The organism is Stenotrophomonas sp. GL_111 (genome assembly GCF_057835245.1).
The window spans coordinates 3,479,226-3,504,689 of the sequence record NZ_CM174421.1 but is presented as its reverse complement, the minus strand read 5'-3'; the positions used below and the strand labels follow the sequence as shown (position 1 = coordinate 3,504,689).

The following is a 25,464-nucleotide window of genomic DNA, read 5'->3' as shown; positions in this document are numbered from 1 at the left end:
GCCGAAGCAGCGCTCTTCCACAGGGCCCCGGACACCCGCATCGCCCCGCCTTGTATTTGTCATGTCAGGGTGCGAAAGTCCCTTGCCGATTATCAAGACGGCAAAGATGACCAAGAAGATTCCGCTGCTGATCGACACCGATCCGGGTGTCGACGACGCCCTGGCCCTGTTGATGGCCTTCGCCGATGCACGCCACGACATCGTCGGGCTGACCATCGCCGCCGGCAATGTCGGCCTGGACCACACGGTCCGCAATGCACTCAAGCTGTGTGAAGTGGCTGGCCGTGAAGACGTGCCGGTGTTCGCCGGCACCGCCGATCCGCTGCTGCACCCCTCGGTCGATGCCGCGCATGTGCATGGCGCCGATGGCTTTGGCGATGTGAACCTGCCGGCCGCCAAGCGCCAGGCCGAAGCCGAACATGCTGCTTTGGCGATCCTGCGCCTGTCACACGAATACGCCGGCGAGCTGTTCCTGGTCGCGCTCGGTCCGCTGACCAACCTGGCCCTGGCGCTGAAACTGGACCCGACCCTGCCGCAGCGCGTAAAGCGCTTCCTGGTGATGGGCGGGGCAGTGACCTGCCACGGCAACATCACCCCGGCGGCCGAGTTCAACATCGCCTTCGACCCGGAAGCGGCGCACGTGGTGTTCACCGGCTTCCCGCAGATCGAAGTGGCCGACTGGGAAGCCACCGTCGCCCACGGCCTGCTGCACAAGGATGTCGAGCAGTGGCTGGCCGCCGATACCGACAAGGCCCGCTTCTACGAGCTGATCTCGCGCCAGACCCGCCTGTGGTCCGAAGACAGCCGCGGTGACCGCTGGTTCGCCGCCGATGCCCTGGCCATGGCCTGGGCGCTGCAGCCGGAAGGCGCGCTGCGGGTCGAATCGCGTCCGCTGAACGTGGAACTTTCCGGCGTCCACAGCCGGGGTGCTACCATTGTCGACTGGAACCGCCAGACCGGGCAGCCGGATAACACCCAGCTGCTGATGGCCTACGACCAAGGGCGCTTTGAAGCCCAGGTCCGGGCCGCCCTTGGCGTCCTCTGAGGGGCGCCCCCGGCGGCCCATTCGCACGGCTGATGGTCCCGGCTTGCCCTTGGCGGCATCCGGGGCTATAATGCCGCTCTTGACCACCAGCCCTTATTACGGTGCGCGCCCATGAAGGCCGATATTCATCCTGCTTACCGCGACGTGGTTTTCCACGACGTTACCTCTGATTTCAAGATCCTGACCCGTTCGACCATGTCCACCAAGGACACGGTCAAGTGGGAAGACGGCAACGAGTACCCGCTCGTGAAGGTTGAAATCTCCTCGGCTTCGCACCCGTTCTACACGGGCAAGCACAAGGTGATCGACACCAGCGGCCGTATCGACAAGTTCCAGAAGCGTTTCGGCAAGCCGGCACCGACCGCAGCCTGATTCGTCGATGCAGTTGCACGAAAACAACGGTCGCCCAGGCGGCCGTTGTTTTTTTGTGTCTGCCTGTCTGTCTGAACGAACGCCTGCCGCCGGAATGAGGGCGGCGGAACGGTGTGTGTCCGCCATGGACAGCCGCCCTCTCATGCCGGCCGGGCCTGGGTTCTACGACTTCCGTCCTAGGGCGGCAGAAATGTTGCTGTGCGATAATGGCGGGATCCACGATAACGATCGTGGACTTCATTCACGTGCCTGACCCATGCGCTTGGGCGGGCGCCTTCCCCTGAGGAGCGCACACAGTGTCCGATCTTGATCAGGTCACGCTCAACGCCGGCGACACGTCGGTTGTTCTGCCTGTCATCAAACCCACGCTCGGCAACGATTGCGTCGATATCGCGAAGCTGACCAAGGAAACCGGTCTCTTCACCTACGACTCCGGTTTCACCGCCACCGCCAGCTGCAAGTCGGCCATCACCTATATCGACGGTGACAAGGGCGTGCTGCTGTATCGCGGTTACCCCATCGAGCAGCTGTCGGAAAAGTCCAGCTACGTCGAAGTGGCTTACCTGCTGATCAACGGCGAGCGTCCGAGCGCCGAGCAGTTGAAGGCCTTCACCGATGAGCTGGCTGCCGAAGCCAATGTCGATGCGTCGATCAACACCCTGATCGCCAGCTTCGCCGCCGATGCCCATCCGATGGCCATCCTCGCTGCCGCCATCGCGCAGCTGTCGGGCATCTACCACGCTTCGCTGGACCTGTCCGACGCCGAACAGCGCCGCCAGGCCGCCGTGCGCCTGATCGCCAAGGTGCCGACCCTGTCGGCGCTGATCTACCGCCACGGCAAGGGCCTGCCGGCCAACACGCCGGACACCTCGCTGGACTACGTCAGCCGCTTCCTGAAGCAGACCTTCGAATCGGCCGATGGCCAGTACGAACTGAACCAGGACGTGGTCAAGGCGCTGGATCTGCTGTTCATCCTGCACGCCGATCACGAGCAGAACGCCTCGACCTCGACCGTGCGCCTGGTCGGTTCGACCGGTGCCAACCCGTATGCGTCGGTCGCCGCTGGCGTCACCGCGCTGTGGGGTCCGGCCCACGGCGGTGCCAACGAAGCCGTGCTGAAGATGCTGGAAGAGATCGGTTCGGCCGACAACGTCGAGTCCGCCGTGCTCAAGGCCAAGGACAAGACCTCCGGTTTCCGTCTGATGGGCTTCGGCCACCGCGTGTACAAGAACTTCGATCCGCGCGCCAAGGTCATCGGTGAGATGACCGGCAAGGTGCTCAAGCAGCTGGGCGTGCAGGATCCGCTGCTGGACGTGGCCGTGAAGCTGGAACAGGCCGCGCTGCAGGACGAGTACTTCGTCGCGCGCAAGCTGTACCCGAACGTCGATTTCTACAGCGGCATCATCTACAAGGCGCTGCAGATCCCGACCGAGATGTTCACCGTCATGTTCGCGCTGGGCCGTACTTCCGGCTGGGTTGCGCATTGGCTGGAGCAGCAGGTGGATCCGGAAATGAAGATCGGCCGTCCGCGCCAGGTCTACACCGGTCACGACGTGCGCGACTACCAGGGCTGATCGCTTCGGCGCGTGTGTGAAAAAAGCGCCCCGCATTGCGGGGCGTTTTTTTTTGGTTCTTCTCCATCTGGGGTACGCCACTGCGTATTTTTTCCTTGGCAGGCCTCGCGGTGCAGAGTGCTGTGGCGCGGGCCCCGATGCCCTTGCGGGCGAATGTCCCCCGGCGCCGGCCTGTGGCCGTCACCCCCTCCTTTACTTCGCCCGCAAGGGCATCGGGACCCACGTACCAAGTACACGGGCGCCTCTTTGCTGGCGCTCGGTTTTACAAATGCGTTCCGAAGCCTTGCCACCCACCAAGGGGGCCCCAACGCTCGCCTCACACCTAGAACGAAGACAGCAGTGCTCTTGAAGGCCACACCACCCGACCAGGCTGATTGAGGCGCCCGCTCCAACCGGAGCAGATCTTTTTTCTGGCGGAAGGCGAATGCTGCTTTAGGAATTCTCGCGACAATCGGTTAGTGCGAGCGCAATCGCAAATCCAACCGAAGCCTCTGTTTTTTAGGAATGCTTGAATGGGTAAATCACATCGTCGTGACTAACCTGACTGGGCTGCCGATGACCGCCACGCCGGCATCGGCAGTGCTTCCTGCGGAAGCATTCTTCCAAATAAAAGAGAGAGAGTCCCATGTCCATCTTCAAGAAGGCCGCGCTCGCTGCAGCGCTGGCCGCTGCTTCGCTGTCCGTGCACGCTGCTGAAACCCAGATCACCGTCTGGGCCGATGTTGATCCGACCCTGGCCCTGCTGCGCGACGATGGCAGTGCGCTGCCGGATGCGATCAAGCTGGTCCACAACCCGCTCAGTGGCCTTGTGCCCTCGATTCAGATGGTGCGCATCTTCTCCAACGATACCGACAAGGACGTGGAAGTGCGTCTCGGTCATGCGCCGACGCTGATCAGCCAGAGCCCGGGGGCTACCCCCGTGCCGATGTCGGTCAGTCTGAATCGGCGTGCGCTGACCACGGCGACCACGGATTTCCTGGCTGCCGATCTGTTTGACGGTGCACTGCCGGGGGCCTCGATCAGCATGCCGTTGACCATCGCCCAGGTCGGTTCCAGCCCGATCGCTGCGAACGGCCGCTATGAAGGCATCGTGCACATCGTGATGCAGCAGAAGACCGCCAGCCCGTAATACCTCCCGCGCCGGCCCGTTCCCCGGGCCGGCCGCTTCTGGTTGCAGATCCCCATGACTTTTCCCGCACCCGCCGTCACCCGGCTGGCGGTCGCGCTTGCCTTGTCGTTGGCCACACCGCTGGTCGCGGCGCGCGGCGTACCGCCCGGCTTCGAGGACCTGGTTGAAGGCCAGACCGAGCAGCTCGAGGTTCGCCTGTTCGGCCGATCGGCCGGGCCGCTGCCCGTGCGCGTCACGCTTGAGTACGTGCAGGTCGAAGCGCCTGCCGAAGCCTTGCAGGCCCTGCAGCTTTCGCCGGAAGCACAGGCGGCGCTGCTGCCTGCGCTGTCCCAACCCCTGCCGCGCAACAGCCACCTGGCCTGCCGCTATGGCAATGCCAGTGCCGGCTGCGGCTATCTTGCTCCCCCGGAGGATCCCAACGCCGTGCGCGCACTCTATGACGAAGGCGAGGGCGCGGTGCGCCTGTTCGTCGCCCGCCAGTGGATTCCCGGCGAGCCCGCCGCCGAGCGCTACCGCAAGGTCAGCAGCACGGCCGAGAACGCCTTCCTGCATCAGCAGACCGTCAACCTCAGTGGCGGACGCCACTACCAGGCCCTGGCCGCACAGGGCGCCGGCGCGTTGGGCGCCTTCCAGCACGGCCATCTCGCGGCCGGCTGGAACTTCACCCACCAGCGCTACCGCAGCGGCGGCAGCCGCAATGATTTCCAGCTCGACAACGCCTATTACCGGCATGACCTGGGCCAGCAGCACTACCTGCAGGCCGGGCGCATGGACCGCCGCAATCTGTCCAGCCCGCAGGGCGGCACCTTCAGCTTCAGCATGTTGCCGATGGACCGCTTCCAAGGCCTGCGTGTGGGCACCACGCAGGCCTACGTGGACACCGACGCAGCCGTGCAGGCCACGCCCCTGACGGTGCTGCTGGCGCGCGATGCGCGCGTGGATGCGTTCGACGGCGAGCGCCTGCTGCAGACCTTCTACCTGCAGGCCGGCATCAACCAGCTGGACAGCCGCAGCTTCCCGATGGGCAACTACACCGTCTCCCTGCGCATCTATGAAGATGGCGTGCTGGTGCGCAGCGAGGACGCGCCCTTCGACAAGGGCGGCGACTGGGCCGACAGCAGCGTGCAATGGTTCCTGCAGGGAGGGCGCCGCAGCGAGCGCCGCAGCGACCGCTTCGATGGCGAGATGGCGGCCATGGCCGGGCTGCGTGTGCCGATGGGCCGCAATGTGACGATGACCGGCGGTGTCGCCGACCTGGGCGGTTTCAGCTACGGCGAGCTGCGCATGGACCTGCGCCGCGTATTCGCCACGCAGGAGATCCGCGCGAGTTTCAGCAGCCTGCACGGCAGCGATGGCAGCCGCGGCGAGCAACACCAGCTGTCCTATCGCCGCCACGCCGCCTGGAACCTGTACCAGCAGCGCATGCGCGGCAAGGCCTGCCAGTTCGAGGACGACACGCGCGACCGTTTGGGCTGTGTGGATTCGCTCAGCGCCTCGATGGCGCTGCCGCTGGCCGGGGGCAGTGCCTACCTGGGCTACACGCGCCGCCAGACCTGGCGCGCGGGCAGTGCACTGCCGGAGGATCGCGATGACCCGCTGCAGGGCCTGGCGCCGCTGTTGCCGCCGTGGCTGCCAGCCCCCACCCGCGAGCCGCAGCTCAGCCGCACGCTGCAGGCCAGCTACAGCCGCCAGCAGCGCTGGCAGGGGTTCAGCCTGTCCACGCGGGTGGGCGTGTGGCAGCAGCACACCGATGGCAGCCTGCGCAACGCACGCGATCGCGGCATCTACTTCAATCTCAGTGTGACCCGGCTGCAGCGTGGGGATCAGGGCAATGCGCAGCGCCGCTACGCACTTGATTTCCGTCAGCCCGAGCACCAGCGCCCGGAGGTCAACTACAGCGTCGGCCAGACCGTGCGCCAGGAGTACGAAGACCAGTACCGGGAGATGTCGGCCGAACTGCGCGCCAGCAACAGCGATCGCTACAGCGCGTCACTGAGTGCGCAGCTGCAGAACGGCATCGGCCACACCGGCGCCAGCGTGTCGCGGTACCAGCAGCGCGGCCGCAGTGAAATGGCCTACAGCGCCACGCACAGCTCCGGCCTGGCGCTGGGTGCGCGCGGCTTCTACTGGGGCGGTGGCATGGGCGCCGATGCCGGCCTGGCCGTGCAAGTGGACGATACCGACGATATGGACCTGACCGGGGTGGCCGCCGAACTGCAGGTGGGCGGCCTGCGTCGCCAGCGGCTGCGGCTGGGCGAGCGCCGCCTGCTGCCGTTGCCGGCCTACCAGCTGCACCGCGCCGAAGTGCAGGACGCCAGTGCGCTGGACAGCATCGCCTCGGTGCGGGTGACCGGCGTGGGTGGTTCACGGCCGCTGTTCCTGTCACCAGGACGGCTGGTGCGCATGCCGGTGCCGATCGAGGTGACCTACACCTTCATCGGCAACGCACACGACATCGCTGGCGTGCCCCTGAGCGGCGCCCGCATCCTCAATGCACCGGTGCCGGGTACCGGCGCCAACGGCGGCTTCGTTGCCGACTTCCCGCGCCGCGAGACCACGCTCTATCTGCTGCAGGGCGAACGCCTGCTGCACTGCCCGCTGCAGGTGCGCGAACGCCGCAGTGTGGTGCTGCTGGTGGGTGCGGTGCGCTGTGAGCCGTTGGCGGTCGCCCAGTTGCCGGCGGACATCCGCCAGCAGGCACGGGTCACCCGGTTGCTGCAGGAGCAGGCGTTGATCGCCGCCACGCCGCAGACGGCGGCGCTGGGAGGTGGGCAATGAGGTGGCGATCTGTTGCGGCCATGGTGCTGATGTACCTGCTGGCGATGGTGCCGCGGGCGATGGCGCAGCAGCCGCCGGAGACGCACCCGGCGAGTGAGCAGCGCGACATCGTGATGGGGTGGGATCGTTCTTCGATGCCGGGGGATATCGAGCTGTGGGCGCCCAGGACCCTCCTGGGCTACGAAGGCGCAAACACGCTCGGCTATGGCCAGTTGTTTCTCACTTGCAACTCGAGTTCAGACTCGGCGACAGGGCGCTGTCCTGTTGAGGATACACAGGACGACGCCGCTGGCGTGGGCAGTCTCATCCCTGTTCGTTTTACCGAACGGCGAAGCGGGATGGTCATGGATCTTGCCTTCTCGGCCGACCTCCTTCGGGCAGACGCGACGCAGGCATGCAACTTCGACTATTGGACCAAACAGATCAGGCCGATCTCTTCGTCGGCAGGAGCGGTGTGCAGTTTCCAGAAGCCTGCAGGTACAGGTGCAGGCATGCGAATCCATACAAGAGAACTCAGCCAGCTGGTTGCTGGACGATGGACCGCGACGCTTGCACTGTCACTGAAACGCCCGACAGCGCAGGCGCTTGCCAACTACACCTTTACGTTCGACTTCACCATCACCGACTTCGATGCGGTATCGATCTACCTGCCGGAATTCGAAGAAGCCACGCCGCATTTCGGCTTGAACCTGCGCTACGACCCGATCGGGCAGAGCGTCGGTGGCCGGGCTGTTCTGGACATGTGCCTGTACGACGGCCTGGGCTCGCAGAGCCAGTACCTCGGCGTGACGGTACGCGATACCGGTACGCGGCCGCCCGGTGCCACCGGTTACTCGGCCTGGCACAACGATGGCGGCAGTGATGACACGCAGCGGCTGGATTACACGATCACCCTCGATCACAGCGGCGCCAGGGTACCTCTGCGCAACGGCGTGGAGGAGCAGTTGCTGGGCATCGATACCGCGCGATTGCGGCTGGTGCTGCTGCCGGGCATGTCCCAGCCGGTGTTCTGCGTGCCGACCCCGCTCACCTTCGAAACGCCACGCGTACCCATCTCCAGCAAACGGCCCGGTGGCTACATCGGCGACCTGAAGCTTGAGCTGCGCGTCCCCACTGCCACGCCCTGACGCCCACGGAGATCCCCATGAAAACGCTTGCCTGTTGTCTGTTGCCGCTGTCGTTGCTGTTGGCCCTGCCGGCCCACGCCAATTTGACCGTGCATCCCATGCGCGCCTCGCTCGATGCGAAGAAGGGCACACAGATCCGCGTCTATTCACAATCCACGTTGCCGCAGTACGTGCAGGCCTCGATCCGGCGCATCGTCGATCCGGCCAGTGGCAGCGAGCAGGAGGTCGAGGTCGAGCCCAGCGCAGCGGCCATCGCCATCACGCCGGGCAAGTTTGCCCTGGCCGGCGGCGGCAATCGTCTGATCCGCCTGATCCCCCTGCAGCCGGTGCTGGTGGAGACCGCCTACCGCGTCTACTTCGAAGGGGTACCCGGTCCCGAACAGACCACGGTGGAAGGCCTTGCCGAAGGCGCGCAGGCGCAGGTGGGGGTCAGCCTGGTCTGGGGGGCATTGGTGAACGTGCTGCCGACCGATGGGGTTATCGACATGCGCCTGCACGGCACCACCCTGCACAACACGGGCACGCTGCGATTGGGCATCACCAGTGTGGCCGACTGTACCGCCGCCGGTGCATGCACCGCGCACGACGTCTCGCGCAGCCTTTACCCCGGCGCCGAGCTGACGCTGCCTTTCCAGCCCGCACCCGGCAACAACCTGCAGCTGCGCTATCGCTTGAGCCGTGATGGCTATCGCGAACACGTGCAGAACCTGGTTGCCACCGACTGATCGCATCCCCCAACCCTGCCGGCGACGTCGGCGGGGTTCTTCCCATTCTCGTCGTCAAGGAGTAGTACATGAATCGGATCTACCGTCGTCTCTGGAGTACCGCGCGGCAGTGCTGGGTCGTCGCGAGCGAGCTCAGCGCATCACGCGGCAAGCGTGCCCAAGGGGCTGTCGGCAGCGTGCTTGCCGTCGCGCTGCTGGTGGCTTCACCGATGGCATGGGGCGAGGTACCAGACGCGCCGGAAGATGACATCAGGGCAGACGCGCGGCAGTGGTGGATGCCCGCTGACCCGACGCTGGGAATGCAACCGCTGACGCTTGCCAGCATGGGGCGACGCGAACTCATGTCCACACCGGTTATAGCCAACGTATACACGCAGCTTTCGCTTACTACCGATACCGCTTACCGTGACTCCACTGTCAGCGGCAACCATCTGCTCGTGCTCGGTTCGCGTTCAACGCTGAGCGGCAGTCAGTCGGTCGCCTATGGCAATCTCATCACCAGCCGTGGCGATGACAATACGGCCGTCGGCTTCAATGTGCAGATCACCGGCGGCAGCCACGCCACCGGGATTGGCGCCAAGGCGGTTGCAAACGGAGTAGGCACCACCGCGCTCGGAAACAGCGCCCGTGCGTACACCGAAAACTCCATTGCCGTGGGCAGTGGTTCGCAGACCGCCAGCGGTGGCGGCATCTCCAAGATTGCAATTGGTGGCAATGCCCATGCGGGCACCAGCGGTTGGACGGGCGCGATTGCGCTGGGGGGTGAGACGCGCGCCGAGCATGACGGTATCGCGATCGGCTACCGGGCAAGGGCCTCTTCAAATGGGGCGGTCGCGCTGGGCACTAGCTCGGTGGCAACGGAAGCCAATACCGTGTCGGTGGGAAGCAGTTCCACCAAGCGTCGTATCGTCAATGTGGCCGATGCGCGTCTGTCCAACAGCAGCACGGATGCTGTCACCGGAAAGCAGCTCTACGCCACGAATCAGAATGTGCTCGCCGCCACCAATACCGCAAACGCGGCCAAGTCCGTTGCAGATCAAGCCTTGGCGAATTCGCGTCTGGTAACCCAGACATCGGCGAGCAGTACCATACGTGTCGGCCCTGACAATACCGGTACCGTGCTGGATGTGGCGAACAAGAATGGTGCCAAGCGCCGCATACAGAACATCGCAGATGCGGTGCTGAGTGCGACCAGTACCGATGCGGTAACCGGGCAACAGCTTCACGGCACCAACCAGACCATTGCGGGTGCGGTAACTACAGCCAACGAGGCCAAGGTCGCCGCCGATGCCGCACTGGGCAAGGTCAACATCATCGGTGGGATCGTGGCGGCCAGCACCACCCATAGCAACAGCGTAGTGCTGGGCAGCGGTTCAGTGTCGGCGTCGAACAACTCGATCTCGGTGGGCAACGCCACTACCCAGCGCAAGATCCAGTACCTGGCCGATGGTGCCGTCTCGGCCGGAAGCACCGACGCCATCACCGGCAAACAGCTGCACGCGACCAACCTCGGTGTCGTGGCAGTGGATGCCCGACTAAGTGCCAATGCACTGGCACTGGGCAATGCCGCCGTGGCCGAACAGGGCAGTGTCGGCTACAGCCAGGCGCTGGGCCGCCTGGCCAAGGCCTACAACGGCGGCAGCATCGCGCTCGGCGACGATGCGCGCGCCGGTGTGGATGCGGCCGGGGAAAAGAACGACGCCAACGGCGGTGTTGCCATTGGCAAGGCCGCACGTGGTGGCAACGGGGCGTTTGCCGGTGGTTTGCGTGCCTCCGCCATCGGCAATCGCAGTGTTGCCCTTGGCAATGACTCAAGCGCCGATGGTACCTACGCCACGGCCATGGGCTACAACGCCAAGGCAACGGCCGACAGCGCGCTGGCATTGGGAGATCGTGCCCAGTCCCAGCATGCCGGCGCGGTCGCGCTTGGCAACGGCTCCCGGACGACGGCCAACAATCAGGTGTCGGTGGGCAGCAGCACGCTCAAACGCCGCATCGTCAATCTTGCCGATGGCACCATTGCCGATGGCAGCAATGAGGCCATTACCGGCCATCAGCTGCACGCCACCCATCAGGCTGTCAGCGCCAATGCAGACCAGCTGGTGGCGCATGCCCAGTCGCTGACGGCGCACGATGGACGCATCGGTGCCAACCGTAGTGACATCGATCAGTTGCGCGAGGACGTTGACAACTTCGACCCGGATCTGGAAGGGGTGGTGAAGTTCAATGTAGACCGCACAGTGGTGGACGTGGATGGTGCGCGTATTACTGGTCTCGCGGAGGGGAGCATCAGTTCCGCCTCCAGTACGGATGCGGTGAACGGGGGTCAGCTGTTTGATACAAACCAGCGTGTGTTGAGTCTGGCTGAGCAGAGCAAATTTGTGTCCGTCGGTGCGGGCGGCCCTGGCGTTGGCGCTGCAGCCGGTCTGGGGGCAGTGGCGATCGGTGATTCCGCAACGGCATCTGTCCACAGCGAGGGCGCTGTTGCCGTCGGTAGTTTCGCCTCGGCTGGCGGCATGAATTCCGTGGCACTTGGGCGCGCCGCCGCCGTTCGCGAGCTGGCCGATGATGCGTTCGCGCTGGGGACCCGATCCTTGGTCGAGGCATCCAATGGGCTCGCGTTGGGCGCCGAGAGTACCGTTCGCGCAGCGGCACTTCGGAGTGCGGCGATTGGGAGCGGCTCCGTTGCGGAGGAATCGGAAACGGTGTCGTTCGGCAATGCACTGCTCCGCAGGCGCGTGGTCAATATTGCCCGTGGCCGTGGCGATGCGGATGCCGTGGCCCTCTCCCAGCTCAGGGAGTCCCTCCAGGTTCTGGGCGGCGGCGCGAATCTTGATACGAGCGGCAACGTCGTTGCACCGAGCTATGCGGTCCAGGGCATCACGCATGCCACGGTGGGGGATGCACTGACGGCACTGGATGGCGCGGTGGTCGCGACGGACGAACGCGTGGGAAGCATGGAGATGGAGCTTCGCTCGATCTTCCAGGATGCCCCTTCTGTGCGCTCCGACGGCCTGAGCCAGTGGGCGTTGGCCGGGGCCAATGGCATGGTGCTGACCAATCTCGCCGACGGTCATCTCGCCGCAGGAAGCCGTGACGCAGTGACCGGTAGCCAGCTGTTCGCCGCAAAGCAGGATATTTCCCGCAACCGGGAAGCGCTGGATGCGATGAAGGTGGAGCAGAGTGATAGTGGCCTGGCGCAGCGTGATGCTTGGCACGCCGCTGGCAGTGGCGAGATCGACTACGGCGGTGCTCGGCTCACGGGAGTTGCAGAAGGACGCTTGTCGGCCGATAGCAGTGACGTGGTAAACGGTGCTCAGTTGTTTGCCACCAACGAGAAAATCAATGGTATGGCAGATCAGTCGAAGTACCTCTCCGTGGGAGGCGGCGGATACCAACGGGCGGCAGAAGCGGGCCCCGTTGGTCTGGCAGTGGGGGACGGCGCGGAGGCTTCACTGACGAGTGAGGGGGCTACTGCGGTAGGTGCATATGCAACCGCGCGAGGGAAGAACTCGGTTGCCTTGGGACGTGCCTCTCATGTTCATCTCGATGCGGAGGATGGGTTCGCACTCGGAGGAAGATCGCAGGTTGCAGTGATCGGCGGCGTGGCGCTTGGCGCCGGAAGCGAAGTTCATGCCTCGGCAACGAACAGTGTGGCAGTCGGGTATCAGTCGATAGCCGATGAACGAGATACCGTGTCTTTCGGCAACGACCTGCTGCGCCGGCGCCTCGTGAACGTCGCGCGCGGCACGGACGCAGACGATGCAACTACCGTTGCCCAGCTCAAGGATACCCTCGCCACGCTCGGAGGAGGTGCTGGCATGGATTCGGCTGGCAATGTCGTAGCGTCTGGCTACACCATGCAGGGCGGCCTGCAAAACTCGGTAGGCGATGCGCTGGCCGTGTTGGATGGCGCCGTGGTGGCCACGGGCTCGCGTGTGGGAGCGGTGGAGCAACAGCTAAGCTCCGTGTTTGAGTCCGCCCCTTCAGTGCGCTCTGATGGTGTGAGCCAGTTGATGTTGTCCGGGGCCAATGGCATGGTGCTGACCAATCTCGCCGACGGTCATATCGCAGCAGGAAGCAGTGACGCAGTCACTGGTAGCCAGCTGTTCGCCGCAAAGCAGGATATTTCCCGAAACCGCGAAGCGCTGGATGCGATGAAGGTGGAGCAGAGCGATAGTGGCCTTGCGCAGCGTGATGCTTGGCACGCCGCTGGCAGTGGCGAGATCGACTACGGCGGTGCTCGGCTCACCGGTGTTGCGGACGCGCGTTTGTCAGCCGATAGCAGTGACGTGGTGAGCGGGGGGCAACTTTTTTCTACGAACCAACGGATCGCGGAGATGAAGGTCTCCAGTGAGTATGTGAGTATCGGCTTTGACACGGAGAGCAACCCTGCCCTGGCGGGGATGATGGGGGTCGCCATTGGCGACTCCGCGGAAGCGGCAATTGGCTCGGACGGTGCAACGGCAGTCGGAGCATACGCGAGGGCTAGGGGGCAAGGATCCGTCGCCTTGGGCCGAGGGTCCTTCGTGGATGCATCTGCAACCAGTGGATTCGCGCTGGGTACCGGTTCCAATGTATACGCGCACAATGGCGTTGCATTGGGCAGCTTCAGTCAGGTGGAAAAAGAGGCCGGGAGTTCAGTGGCGTTGGGTGCAGAGTCGGTTGCAACCGAAGCAGGTGTGGTGTCGGTTGGAAACCGGACTTTGCGGCGCCGCCTCGTAAACATCGCTCAAGGAACCGGTGCCAACGACGCCACCACCGTCGCCCAGACGAACGCTACCCTCGCCACCCTCGGCGGCGGCGCCCACATCGACAGCAACGGCGATGTCGTCGGTCCGCGCTTCAACGTGCAGGGCGGCACCCAGTCCACCCTCGGCGGGGCACTGGAATCGCTCGACACTGCCGTGGTCGCCAACGGCACCCGTGTGGACCGCGTGGAAGGCCAGTTGCGCGCGGTGTTCCAGGAGGGCGCCAGCCTGCGCAGCGATGGCCAGGCCCACCTGCAGTTCGCCGGTGCCAACGGCATGGTGCTGGGCAATGTGGGCAACGGCCTGATTGCCGCCGGCAGCCGCGAGGCCGTCAATGGCGGCCAGGTGCACGCCCTGCAACAGCGCCTGGATGGACGCATCGATGGGCTGGAACAACGCATCGATGGCCAGCCGCAGCCGGCCGCATCTGCACTGGCCAGCGCAGGCAATGCCGACACGCCCGCCAGCGCGCCAGTGGACCCCGGCGCAGCGGGCGAGGCCGGCAAGGACGTCAACGGCACCCCGCAGGTAGCCTCGGCCTCGGCCGGTGGTGGCGGCGCGGCCAAGGCCGATGCCCCTGCACCCACCCCGCAGGTGGATACCGCGGAGCTGGAGAAAATGCTGGCCCGTGCCAACGACTACACCGACAACGCGGTCAGTGGCGTCGAACGCCGTCTGGACAAGATGGACAAGCGCTTCAACCGCATGGCCGCGATGAGCAGCGCGCAGACCGCCATGGCCATGAACACCGCAGGCTTGGCCACCTACAACCGCCTCGGCGCGGGCGTGGGCTATGCCGATGGCGAATCGGCCATGGCAGTGGGTTACCAGCGCGTGCTCAACGAGCGCGGTTCGGCCACCTTCAGCCTCAATGGTGCATTCACCAACAGCGGTGAGCAGAGCGTGGGCCTGGGTGTGGGTATCGGCTGGTAAGCCCAGCGGGCAGGGTGCCGCCATGGTGCCCTGCCCGCACCTGACAGGAGTGTCGTACATGCAGACCCCGGGCAACCAGATCGCGCTGCGGCTGGGTCTTCTCAACATTCTTCAAGGCGTGATCACCCGGCTGGCCAACAGTGCTGCTTCGATGAAGGGCGCCAGCGTGGTGGTGATGACCGCGCTGCTGGCGTGCTCGCTGGGCGAAGGCGTGCGTTTCCATGGGGTGCTGTTTGCGGTGCCCGGTGCGCTGTTCATGGGCTTTCACGCGTATTTCCTGCAGCAGGAGCGGGCGTTCATCGCCCTGTACAACCACGCCGCCGCCCGCCCGATGGCCGAGCCGGTGGACCTGCGCATCGATGCGGTGCTGCTGCGCCGTGTGCGTGAGCCGTTTTTCCGTGTCCTGTGCCGCCCCACGGTACTGGCCTTCCATCTACTGCTGGTTGCCGGGTTCGTGGCGATCTGGCTGCTTGCAAAAGGAACACCCTGATGTTGCTGGATCTGAAAATCAAAAACTTCGCCACGCCACCGATGGCGGTGGATGCCGCAGCCATCGCAGCGTTCAGGCAACGCAGCCTCAAGCCGCTGATGGACCTCGGTGCGTATCTGAAGGGCAAGGACAGCCTGTTGGACGCCGAGACCGTGCAGCAGCAGCTTTTCCCCACGGTGAAGGCAGATGTGTTCCTGTCGCATGCCTCCGGTGACAGCCAGCAGGTCATGCAGTTGGCCTTGCTTCTGGAAAACCTGGGGCTGAAGGTGTTCGTGGATTCGTGCGTATGGGGCAACGTCTACGAACTGCTGGAGGAGGTGGATGAGCAGTTTTCCATCAAGGAACGGCAGCCGCGCCTGTACCACTATCACAAGGTCACCCGCACCAGCGCCAACGTCTACATGATCCTCAACGCGGCCCTGCAGCGGATGATCGATGGGTGCGAGCTGTTCCTGCACCTGGACAGCGCGGCGGTGCGGATCGAGGAGTACGTGGACAGCCACGACTACATCGGCTCACCGTGGGTGTTCTCCGAGCTGATGTTCGCGCGTACGGTGGCGCGCCGGCCGCGTCCGCGTCCCGCGCTGGAGGCGTTCACGCAACGCAAGGCGTTGGCCAGGACGCAGGACAGCATCGCGCGTTTCCGTGCACCGGCGTCCTCGCACACGCTGGAGTGGAAGGTGCTGCAGCGGGCGATCAGCGACAACACCGGGCTGCCCACCTCGGCGCGCTGGCAGGAGCATTCCCCGTTCCTTGACCATCTGTATGGCAAGCTGCCGCTTACCGACCACGAACGCTATCTGCTGGGCTGGCAGAACGCCGGGTAAGCGGTATCGCTCAGCCCGCCAGATAGCCCTCGATTTCCGCCTCGGCGAGCAGTTCGCGCAGTTGGGCCGCCGAGGCCCGCCGCATCGGCTTTTCATCGATCGCCGACAACGGCGGTTGGCGCAGTGCGTCGTAGGGCAGCACCGCGATATCGAAGGTCAGTTCCTCCGCGCTGAACACCCATACCGGTACGTCGAGGGTGCGCTCGCGGTCCAGCCGCAGCCGCCGCGTGCGGGAGTCGGCCGGAATGCCGTGTTCGTCGAGATGGCGCTGCACTGCATCGGGGTCATCGCTGTGCACCTGCAGCTGCACGGGGCTGTTGGCGTCGGCGGTACCTTCCAGCACCGGCCCTACCAGGCGCGGGGCGAAGGTATCCAGGAACGCCATCGCGCGCAGCGCGGCATCGCGACGCTGGCGCAGCTGGCTGCCGTGGTCCGCACCGGCGAACAGGCGCTGGTACTCGCGTAGGGCATCTTCGATCTCGGCATTGCGCGGCAGCGAGGCATCGTCGTGGATGTCCAGCCGCGCGGCGGCCTTCAACTTGGCCTGGTGGTAGTCGCGGATACCGCCCTCGGCCATCAGCCGGGCGGCTTCATGGGCGAGCCGTTGGCGGCGCTCGCGGGTCTGGGTGGCTGCATGCTGACGGGCTCGATGCATGACCGGTACTCCTGTGCGACCTGCACGCGACTGTACACCGCCGATGTGACATTGGTGTAGGCGTGTGCCGCGCGAAAGGGCGCGCCGAGACAACGAAAAAGGCCGGGCAATGCCCGGCCTTCGTCGTGATCAAGCCGCCGGGATCAGAAGATATCGAAGGCGGCGTCGTCGGCCTGCTGCACATGGGTGTCGAAGCTGTATTCCTCGATCTTGTCCATGTCCTCCACCTTGACCCACTCGGTGGCGCCATTGAGGGTGGCCTGGACCATCCCGGATGGCGGCTCGTTCTGCGCGATCGGGGCATCCTTGAGCGCCGTGCGCATGTAGTCGATCCAGATCGGCAGGGCGGCGCGGCCGCCGTACTCGCGGTAGCCGAGCGAGCGGAAGTCGTCGCGGCCCACCCACACGGTGGTGGCGTACGGGCCGCCAAAACCGGAGAACCAGGCGTCGCGGTGGTCGTTGGTGGAGCCGGTCTTGCCGCCCACGTCCTCGCGGCCGAGCACCTTGGCCGCGGTGCCGGTGCCGCGCTGGACCACGTCGCGCATCATCGACACCAGCTGGTAGGCGGTGCGCGCATCGATCGCACGCGGGGCCACCTTGGCATCCGGGTTCACCGGCTTGGGCGCCTCGGCAACGGCCTGCTGCGGCTTGGCCGGGCCGGTCGGCGCGGGGGCAGGGGGGGCGCCGAAGTTGAAGCCGTCCACCACCTGGCTGACCGGAGCGCCGCCACTGGTGCCGGCGCAGTCGCGGCAGGCCATCGCCGGGTTCTCCTTGAACACCAGGTTGCCGTCGCGGTCGCTGACCTGGTCGATCAACCAGGTGTCCACGCGCGAGCCGCCGTTGGCGAACACGGCGTAGCCGCGCGCCACCGACAGTGGCGTCAGCGAGGCGGTACCCAGCGACATCGACAGGTTCGGCGGCAGTTCGGCCTCGGCGAAGCCGAATTCGCTGATGTACTTGCGCGCGTAGTCCACGCCCATGCCGTCGAGCAGGCGTACCGAGACCAGGTTGCGCGACTGCACCAGCGCTTCGCGCAGGCGCATCGGGCCGCGGAAGCCGCCGCCGTCGTTCTGCGGCGACCATGTCTTGCCACGGCGGTCGCGGAACACCACCGGGGCATCGAGCACGATCGAGGCCGGGTTGAAGCCCTTGTCGAAGGCGGCGGCGTAGATGAACGGCTTGAAGCTCGAACCCGGCTGGCGACGGGCCTGGGTGGCGCGGTTGAACTTGTTGCCGGAGAAGCTGAAACCTCCGACCAGGGCCTTCAGCGCACCGCTTTCGGCATCCACCGAGACGAGCGCGGACTGTCCACGCGGAATCTGGTCGAGCAGCCACTCCCCTTCCTTGGCCCCGGCCCGCACGCGCACGATGTCGCCGCGCTGGACCAGCTTGGCCGGGGTCTTGTTGGTCCACTTGGCGGCACCGGCCGGCAGCACGATCTCGCTGCGGTTGGCCAGCACCACCGTGGCGCTGCCGTCGGCGCCGGTGCTGGCGACGATCGCCGGCAGCAGCCCGGACTGCGAGACGATCCCGCGCAGCTGCTCGGCCAAAGCGGTTGCATCATCGCCGGCGCCCAGTGCCACCTGCTTCTCCACGCCATGCCAGCCGTGGCGGTGGTCATAGGCCAGCAGGCCATCGCGCACGGCGATGTTGGCGGCCGTCTGCAGCTCGGCATTGATGGTGGTGGTGACGTGGTAGCCCTTGTTGACGACATCGCCGCCGAAGCGCGCGATCATCTCCTGGCGGACCAGTTCGGCCACGTAGGGCGCCTCGACCTGCACCGGCGGCTCATGCGCGCTGGCGTGCATCGGCACCGCCTTGGCGGCGTCGGCCTCGGCCTGGCTGATGAAGCCCAGGCTGGCCATGCGCTGCAGCACGTAGAAGTCGCGGCGCTCGCGGGCACGCTCGGGGTTGCTGATCGGGTTGCCCGAGGAGGGGAACTTGGGGATGCCGGCCAGCGAAGCCATCTCGTCCAGGTCCAGCTCGCCCAGCTTCTTGCCGTAATAGAACTCGGCGGCAGCGGCCACGCCATAGGCGCGGTTGCCGAAGAAACTCTTGTTCAGGTAGAGCTCGAAGATCTCGTCCTTGCTCAGTTCCTGCTCGATCTTCCGCGCCAGCAGGATCTCGGCCAGCTTGCGGGTGTAGCTGTACTCGGAGCTGAGGAAGAACTGGCGGGCGACCTGCTGGGTGATGGTGGACCCACCCGGCACCCGCTTGTCGTTGGTGGTGGCCAGCAGCCACACCGCACGGCCGATGCCTTTGTAGTCGACCCCCCCGTGTTGATAGAAACGGGCGTCCTCGGTGGCCAGGAAGGCCTGCTTCAGGCGCTCCGGGACCTCCTTCATGGTGATGGGGGTGCGCCGGGACTCGCCGAACACGGCCATCAGCTTGCCATCGCTGGCATAGACGTACATGGGCTCCTGCATCTCGATGTCGCGCAGGCTCTGCACGTCCGGGAGCTTGGAGGAAACGGCGTAATAGAGGCCACCGGCAACGGCGGCGCCGATCAGGGCGAGGACCAGGAAGGCGACCAGCAACCAGCGCAGCCAGCGGCGAAAGCGAGTCATCAGTGACAGATTCCGATTGCGAATTTCGTGGCCGCAGAGTATAGATTACGCAAGGGAACGGCTGGGGTTGTTCCCGGGGAGCGCAGATCGTTGACCGTCTGGGGAAGCGTGAAACGTGCCGTAGTGCGCGTTTTGCAGCGTGATGGTTGCGGTTTGCAAAAAAAACGTTATTAATGCGCGGGCGCAGGTTATGCGTCCAAGTGCCCGTCGGCAGGGGAGAAACCGTGGGGCTTATCCCAAAAAGCCAGTCGCCGCTTATTGGCGTCGACATCAGCTCGACTGCAGTAAAGCTCTTGCAGCTTTCCCGCAGTGGCAATCGTTTTCGCGTGGAACATTACGCCGTGGAACCACTTCCGCCGAATGCGGTGGTGGAAAAGAACATCGTGGAAGTGGAAGCCGTGGGTGAGGCTATCCGACGCGCCGTGAACCGTTCCGGTACCAAGGCACGGCATGCCGCCGCCGCGGTGGCCGGGTCGGCGGTGATCACCAAGCTGATCCCGATGCCGGCCGACCTGGACGAGAACGACATGGAAGCCCAGGTCGAGCTCGAAGCGGTCAACTACATCCCGTACCCGATCGAGGAAGTGAACCTCGACTTCGAGGTGCTGGGCGCCATTCCCAACAACCCGGAGATGGTCCAGGTGCTGTTGGCGGCCTCGCGTTCGGAGAACGTGGAGCTGCGCCAGTCGGCGCTGGAGCTCGGTGGGCTGATCGCCAAGGTGATGGACGTGGAGGCCTTCGCGGTCGAAAACGCCTTTGCCCTGGTCGCCAGTGAGCTGCCGATTGCCAGTGATGGCGTGGTCGCGCTGGTGGACATCGGTGCCACCATGACCACCCTGAACGTGCTTCGCGGCGGGCGCAGCCTGTACAGCCGCGAACAGGTGTTCGGTGGCAAGCAGCTGACCGACGAGGTCATGCGCCGCTACGGGCTGACCTACGAGGAAGCCGGCCTGGCCAAGCGTCAGGGCGGGTTGCCGGAAAGCTACGCGATGGAAGTGCTGGAGCCGTTCAAGGAGGCCACGGTCCAGCAGATCAGCCGTCTGCTGCAGTTCTTCTATGCCGGCAGCGAGTTCAACCGGGTCGACCACATCGTGCTGGCCGGCGGTTGCGCGGCGTTGGCCGGTCTGCCGGAGATGGTGGAAGAGCAGCTGGGCGTGGCGACCGTGGTGGCCAACCCGCTGGCACAGATGACGCTGGGTCCGAAGGTCCAGGCACATGCCCTGGCCCAGGACGCCCCGGCGCTGATGATTGCCACCGGTCTGGCGCTGAGGAGCTTCGACTGATGGCAAGAATCAATCTATTGCCCTGGCGCGCCGAGCGGCGCAAGCAACGCCAGCGCGACTTCTACGGCATGCTCGGCTTTGCGGCCCTCGCTGGCGTGCTGCTGTCGTTGCTGATCTGGTTCTACTACGACCGTCAGGTCAGCGGGCAGAACGAGCGCAACAGCTTCCTGCAGGCCGAGATCGACAAGGTCAAGGCACAGAACGTCGAGATCGACCGTCTGGATCGCCAGAAAGAACGTCTGCTGGCGCGCAAGAAGGTGATCGAGGAACTGCAGGCCAAGCGTTCGCAGATGGTGCACCTGTTCGATGCGCTGGTCCGGACCATCCCTGACGGGGTGGTGCTGACCGCACTGAAGCAGGAGGGCGACATCCTGACCCTGGAAGGCCGCACCCAGTCCAATGCCCGGATCAGCGCCTACATGCGCAACCTGGAGAATTCGGGCTGGATGACCAAGCCGGAGCTGTCGGTGATCGAGGCCAAGAAGCCGGAAGATGACAAGGACAAGCCGATTGGGCCGGTTCTGGATATCACCGCGTTGCCGTACATGTTCGTGGTCAAGGTGACCTTGCCGGCCCAGAGTGAAGCGGTGGATGGCATCGCGATGGATGGTAGCGTGCCCGCTCCGGCTGCGGTGGACCCCAATGCGGCGGCAGCACCTGCTGTTGCGCCGTTGTCGCCGGCCCCGGCTGCGACGCCGGCCGCAGCGCCGGCGACCCCGGCCGCTGAACCGGCCAAGCCGTCCGGCAGCCGCATCGTTCCGCCCGCCCCAACCGCACAACCGGCTGCGTCCAGTACGCCGCAGAAGGGGGCCGCATGAGCCAGAAAGTCAATTACAAAGAGCTGGACTTCAACAACATCGGCAACTGGCCGCAGCAGGCCAAGATGGTCTTCTGCACGCTGCTCGCCTTGTTGATCATGCTCGGTGCCTGGTTCCTGCTGATCAGCGGAAAGCGTGAAGAACTGGCCGGCCTGGAGCGGACCGAGTCCGAGCTGCGCTTGGAGTTCGAGAAGCAGCAGGGGCGTGCGGTCAACCTGGAGCCGCTCAAGCAGCAGTTGGCCCAGATGGAGCAGGTGCTGCAGCAGATGCTGCGTCAGCTGCCCAGCAAGACCGAAATGCCGGACCTGATCATCGACATCTCGCAGACCGCGTTGTCCAGCGGCCTGGTCAATGAACTGTTCCAGCCCGGGGAAGAAGCGCCCAAGGAGTTCTACGCCGAGAAGCCGATCGCCCTGCGCATGGTAGGCAGCTACCACCAGTTCGGTGCCTTTGTGAGCGGCGTGGCATCGTTGCCGCGCGTGGTCATCCTGACCATGCACGACATCAACCTGAAGCCGAAGGATCCCAAGACCGGCATCACCGCACGCAGTGGCGCGCTGGAGCTGTCCGGTACGGTCAAGACTTACCGTTACCTGGATGACCTGGAAATGGAAGCGCAGGAAAAGGCCGCCAAAGCAAAGGCAGCCCAGAACGGAGGCAAGCCATGAGCCGCGCTCTGATGGCCCGACTGTGTGGGTTTGCCCTGCTGGTGCTGCTGGCCGGCTGCGCGCGCGGCATCAGCAGTACGCCGGGTGATGCGCCAAATCTGGAGAAGTGGGTGGCCGACGAGCGTGCGCGTCCGGCGCCGCCGCTGGAGCCGCTGCCGGTGATGCAGCAGTTCGAGACCTTCGAGTACTCCGCGCAGGGGATGCGCGATCCGTTCACCGATGCCTGGACCAATCCGCAGGCCGGAGGCTCGGGGCTGCGCCCGGATCCGAACCGCCGCAAGGAGCCGCTGGAAGCTTTCCCGCTGGACGCCTTGGACATGGTGGGTTCGATCGGCAACGGGGGCGGGCTGGTCGCGCTGGTGATGGCACCGGACAAGGTCACCTATCGGGTCCGTCCGGGGGTCTATCTGGGGCAGAGCGACGGTCGCGTGACCGGGGTCTTCGAAGACCGGATCGAACTGATTGAACTGGTGCCGGATGGCGCGGGCGGCTGGCTGGAACGGCCTGCATCGCTTGCGCTTGAAGATCAATGAATGATTATGGGGATAGCACGATGACCTTTTCCAATGCCATGCGGCTGCGTCCCGTCCGGCGCCCGAAGCTGATCCACCTGTGCGCGCTGGGAGTCGCGCTCATGGTGGCCAATGGCACGCTGCTGGCGGCAACGCCCGGCGCCACGGCAGCACCTCCGGCAGCGACCGCTGTGCCCGCCACGGCACCGGCATCGCTGTCGGTGTCCAAGATCGACTTCAAACGTGGCGATGACGGCTCGGGCCGGCTGATCCTACAGTTCAACGGCAACGGTGCCAGCCCGGACCTGCGCAACCAGGGCAACAGCGTGGTGATCGACGTCGGCAACGCGCGACTGCCGGAGAACCTGCAGAAGTCGATCAACGTGGTCGACTTTGCGACCCCGGTGCAGCGCATCGATCCCAAGCCCTATGGTGGCGGCACCCAGCTGGTGCTCAACACCAATACCGCGTTCGAGTCGCTGGCCTATCAGAGCGGCAACGAGTACGTGGTGGAGATCAGCCCGCGCAAGGCGGCCCCGGCCACCGGCGCGATCAACGCCACCACCGTCACCCAGGCGGCGGCTGCCGTTGCCCAGCGTGGCTACAGTGGCAAGCCAGTGACCTTCAACTTCCAGGACGTGCCGGTGCGCACCGTGCTGCAGTTGATCGCCGAAGAATCCAACCTGAACGTGGTGGCCTCCGACAGCGTCGAAGGCAATGTCACCCTGCGCCTGGTCAACGTGCCGTGGGACCAGGCGCTGGACATCGTGCTGCGCGCCAAGGGCCTGGACAAGCGTCGCGATGGTGGCGTGATCTGGGTGGCACCGCAGCCGGAGCTGGCCAAGTTCGAGCAGGACAAGGAAGACGCGCGCATCGCGATCGAGAACCGCGAAGACCTGATCACCGACTACATCCAGATCAATTACCACAACGCTGCGCAGATCTTCAAAGCGCTGACCGAAGCCAAGGGCATCGGTGGTGGCGGTGGCGGTGGTGGCGGCGGCGGTGGCGGCGGTGGTGGCAGCTCGCAGGAAGACAGTGGCTTCCTGTCCTCGCGCGGCCGCATCGTGGCCGACGAGCGCACCAACACCCTGATGATCAGCGACATCCCGAAGAAAATCGCGCGCATGCGTGAGCTGATCAACGTGATCGACCGTCCGGTCGACCAGGTGCTGATCGAAAGCCGCATCGTGATCGCCACCGATACGTTCGCGCGTGAGCTGGGTGCCAAGTTCGGCATCAGCGGCAGCCGCGACAACGTGTACTTCAGTGGTGATCTCGCCTCCAATGCCGCTACCCGCAAGTCGCAGGTGGACACCAGTGTTGCCAATGAAAAGGCGCAGCGCGAATGGGTTGCCGGCGGACGCGTGGGCCCACAGCCTGCACCGCTGGGCTCGACGATCATGCGTGGCCTGAACTGGAATCTCCCGGTCGCGGCGACCAGCAACCCGGGTTCGCTGGCCTTGTCGATCCTCAACGCCGGCTACCTGCTGGACGTCGAACTGTCGGCCATGCAGGCCGAGTCGCGCGGCGAAGTGATCTCCAACCCGCGTGTGGTCACCACCAACCAGCGTGAAGCGATCATCAAGCAGGGTAAGGAAATCGGCTACGTCACCATCAGTGGTGGCGGTGCGGCCGGTGGCGCCGCCCAGGCCAACGTGCAGTTCAAGGAAGTGGTGCTGGAGCTGAAGGTCACCCCGACCATCACCAACGACAACCGCGTGTTCCTGAACATGGCGGTCAAGAAGGATGAAGTCGAAAGCTACATCGTGCTGGAAGGCTACGGCCAGGTGCCGACCATCAACCGCCGCGAAGTGAATACCGCGGTGCTGGTGGAAGATGGCCAGACCGTGGTGATCGGTGGCGTGTACGAGTTCACCGACCGCAACAGCATCAACAAGGTGCCGTTCCTGGGCGACGTGCCGTTCCTGGGCAATCTGTTCAAGAAGCGTACCCGCAACAAGGACAAGGCCGAGCTGCTGGTCTTCGTCACCCCCAAGGTACTGCGCGTGGCCAAGACCAACTGAGGTCGGCCATCCGTGGACTGCGAAAGGGCCGCCTGGTGCGGCCCTTTTCGCGTTCAGGCAATCTTGATCCCGCGACCGCGCCGCGCCTGCCATCATGTGGATGGAACCTGCCGCCTGTCGCGTGGGTCATATGGACACCATGACACTGCCCCCTCCGATGCCCGATACCCACGCCGCCCCTGTCGCCGCCACCCCGACGACGCCCGAGCACGATCGCCTGCACGATGCCTTCCGCGCGTTGCGCGAGGGCTTGTCCGCCGAGATCGTCGGCCAGGGGGCGCTGGTCGAGCGCCTGCTGACCGCGCTGTTGGCCGATGGCCACCTGTTGGTCGAAGGTGCACCCGGCCTGGCCAAGACCACTGCGATCCGGGCCTTGGCGGCGCGGCTGGAAGCAGACTTTTCACGCGTGCAGTTCACCCCGGACCTGCTGCCGGCGGACTTGACCGGCACCGAGATCTGGCGCCCGCAGGAGGGCCGCTTCGAGTTCGTGCCGGGGCCGATCTTCCACCCGATCCTGCTGGCCGACGAGATCAACCGCGCGCCGGCCAAGGTGCAGTCGGCGCTGCTGGAGGCCATGGGCGAGCGCCAGGTCACCGTGGGCCGGCACACCTATGCGCTGCCGCCGCTGTTCCTGGTGATGGCCACGCAGAACCCGATCGAGCAGGAGGGCACCTTCCCGCTGCCCGAAGCGCAGCTGGACCGCTTCCTGATGCATGTCCGGATCGGCTACCCCGATTCCGATGCCGAGGCCGAGATTCTGCGGCTGGCACGCACGCGTGCGATGCAGGCGCTGGATGCGCCGGCCGCGACGCCGACGCGCATGCCGATGGCCGACGTGTTCGCCGCGCGTCGCGCCGTGTTGTCGCTGCACATGGCACCGGCACTGGAGCGCTACCTGATCGAACTGGTGCTGGCCTCACGCGATGCTGCGCGTTACGACCCGGCACTGGCGCGGCGGATTGCCTGGGGCGCAAGCCCGCGCGGTTCGATCGCGCTGGAGCGCTGCGCGCGCGCGCGCGCCTGGCTGGCCGGCCGCGACTTCGTCACGCCGGAGGATGTGCGCAGCGTGGCCCCGGACGTGCTGCGGCACCGCGTGCTGCCCAGCTACGAGGCGACGGCCGAAGGCTGGGATGGCGACCGCCTGGTTGCCGAATTGCTGGCCCGCGTTCCGGCACCCTGAGCC

General features: G+C 65.4%; 18 protein-coding genes. 16 read left to right on the top strand and 2 right to left on the bottom strand.

What is annotated here, in order from left to right; translation table 11 throughout:
• Positions 1-106: 106 nt before the first annotated feature.
• The 10 genes from AC3IPM_RS15545 to AC3IPM_RS15500 all read left to right on the top strand — a co-directional run bounded on the left by AC3IPM_RS15545 (position 107) and on the right by AC3IPM_RS15500 (position 15,751).
• Positions 107-1,045, top strand: coding sequence for a nucleoside hydrolase (locus AC3IPM_RS15545; RefSeq protein WP_489300923.1), 939 nt, complete (start codon positions 107-109; stop codon positions 1,043-1,045).
• Between the two features lie 111 nt (positions 1,046-1,156).
• Positions 1,157-1,417, top strand: a complete 261-nt coding sequence (locus AC3IPM_RS15540) for a type B 50S ribosomal protein L31 (RefSeq protein WP_489300922.1) — start codon at positions 1,157-1,159, stop codon at positions 1,415-1,417.
• A gap of 296 nt (positions 1,418-1,713) precedes the next feature.
• Positions 1,714-2,991 carry a citrate synthase gene (locus AC3IPM_RS15535; protein WP_489300921.1) on the top strand — a complete coding sequence of 426 codons (1,278 nt, stop codon included), beginning with the start codon at positions 1,714-1,716 and terminating at the stop codon, positions 2,989-2,991.
• Between the two features lie 625 nt (positions 2,992-3,616).
• Positions 3,617-4,120 (top strand): CS1 type fimbrial major subunit, encoded by a 504-nt coding sequence (locus AC3IPM_RS15530; RefSeq protein ID WP_489300920.1) that lies wholly within the window; start codon positions 3,617-3,619, stop codon positions 4,118-4,120.
• Between the two features lie 54 nt (positions 4,121-4,174).
• A complete protein-coding gene (locus tag AC3IPM_RS15525; protein WP_489300918.1) occupies positions 4,175-6,898 on the top strand; it encodes a TcfC E-set like domain-containing protein in 2,724 nt (907 codons plus the stop codon).
• A 20-nt stretch (positions 6,899-6,918) separates the two neighbouring features.
• Positions 6,919-8,025 (top strand): CblD like pilus biogenesis initiator family protein, encoded by a 1,107-nt coding sequence (locus tag AC3IPM_RS15520; RefSeq protein ID WP_489300917.1) that lies wholly within the window; start codon positions 6,919-6,921, stop codon positions 8,023-8,025.
• 17 nt (positions 8,026-8,042) lie between these two features.
• Positions 8,043-8,750: a pilus assembly protein gene (locus AC3IPM_RS15515; protein ID WP_489300916.1), complete on the top strand. Its 708-nt coding sequence runs from the start codon at positions 8,043-8,045 to the stop codon at positions 8,748-8,750.
• 68 nt (positions 8,751-8,818) lie between these two features.
• On the top strand, positions 8,819-14,434 hold the full coding sequence (locus AC3IPM_RS15510; protein ID WP_489300915.1) for an ESPR-type extended signal peptide-containing protein: 5,616 nt from the start codon (positions 8,819-8,821) through the stop codon (positions 14,432-14,434).
• 58 nt (positions 14,435-14,492) lie between these two features.
• On the top strand, positions 14,493-14,924 hold the full coding sequence (locus AC3IPM_RS15505) for a hypothetical protein (RefSeq protein ID WP_489300914.1): 432 nt from the start codon (positions 14,493-14,495) through the stop codon (positions 14,922-14,924).
• The gene (locus AC3IPM_RS15500) at positions 14,924-15,751 is read left to right on the top strand and encodes a hypothetical protein (protein WP_489300913.1); all 828 of its coding nucleotides are present in this window, start codon (positions 14,924-14,926) and stop codon (positions 15,749-15,751) included. Before AC3IPM_RS15505 ends, AC3IPM_RS15500 begins: the two co-directional genes overlap by 1 nt.
• 10 nt (positions 15,752-15,761) lie before the next feature.
• On the opposite strand, the gene AC3IPM_RS15495 is transcribed toward AC3IPM_RS15500, so the two are convergent.
• Positions 15,762-16,406, bottom strand: a complete 645-nt coding sequence (locus AC3IPM_RS15495; RefSeq protein WP_489300912.1) for a hypothetical protein — start codon at positions 16,404-16,406, stop codon at positions 15,762-15,764.
• A gap of 143 nt (positions 16,407-16,549) precedes the next feature.
• Positions 16,550-18,973, bottom strand: coding sequence for a penicillin-binding protein 1A (locus AC3IPM_RS15490; protein ID WP_489300910.1), 2,424 nt, complete (start codon positions 18,971-18,973; stop codon positions 16,550-16,552).
• Between the two features lie 224 nt (positions 18,974-19,197).
• Here AC3IPM_RS15490 and AC3IPM_RS15485 point away from each other — a divergent pair, with 224 nt between their 5' ends.
• The 6 genes from AC3IPM_RS15485 to AC3IPM_RS15460 all read left to right on the top strand — a co-directional run bounded on the left by AC3IPM_RS15485 (position 19,198) and on the right by AC3IPM_RS15460 (position 25,461).
• Complete coding sequence (locus AC3IPM_RS15485) at positions 19,198-20,256, top strand: pilus assembly protein PilM (protein ID WP_489300909.1); 1,059 nt, start codon at positions 19,198-19,200, stop codon at positions 20,254-20,256.
• Positions 20,256-21,074: a PilN domain-containing protein gene (locus tag AC3IPM_RS15480; RefSeq protein ID WP_489300908.1), complete on the top strand. Its 819-nt coding sequence runs from the start codon at positions 20,256-20,258 to the stop codon at positions 21,072-21,074. The genes AC3IPM_RS15485 and AC3IPM_RS15480 overlap by 1 nt, the downstream gene beginning before the upstream one ends.
• On the top strand, positions 21,071-21,742 hold the full coding sequence (locus AC3IPM_RS15475; RefSeq protein ID WP_489300907.1) for a type IV pilus inner membrane component PilO: 672 nt from the start codon (positions 21,071-21,073) through the stop codon (positions 21,740-21,742). The genes AC3IPM_RS15480 and AC3IPM_RS15475 overlap by 4 nt, the downstream gene beginning before the upstream one ends.
• On the top strand, positions 21,739-22,275 hold the full coding sequence (locus AC3IPM_RS15470; RefSeq protein ID WP_489300905.1) for a pilus assembly protein PilP: 537 nt from the start codon (positions 21,739-21,741) through the stop codon (positions 22,273-22,275). The genes AC3IPM_RS15475 and AC3IPM_RS15470 overlap by 4 nt, the downstream gene beginning before the upstream one ends.
• 20 nt (positions 22,276-22,295) lie before the next feature.
• Positions 22,296-24,281: a type IV pilus secretin PilQ gene (locus AC3IPM_RS15465; RefSeq protein ID WP_489300904.1), complete on the top strand. Its 1,986-nt coding sequence runs from the start codon at positions 22,296-22,298 to the stop codon at positions 24,279-24,281.
• A gap of 139 nt (positions 24,282-24,420) precedes the next feature.
• The gene (locus tag AC3IPM_RS15460; protein WP_489300902.1) at positions 24,421-25,461 is read left to right on the top strand and encodes an AAA family ATPase; all 1,041 of its coding nucleotides are present in this window, start codon (positions 24,421-24,423) and stop codon (positions 25,459-25,461) included.
• The last annotated feature ends 3 nt before the right edge of the window (positions 25,462-25,464 follow it).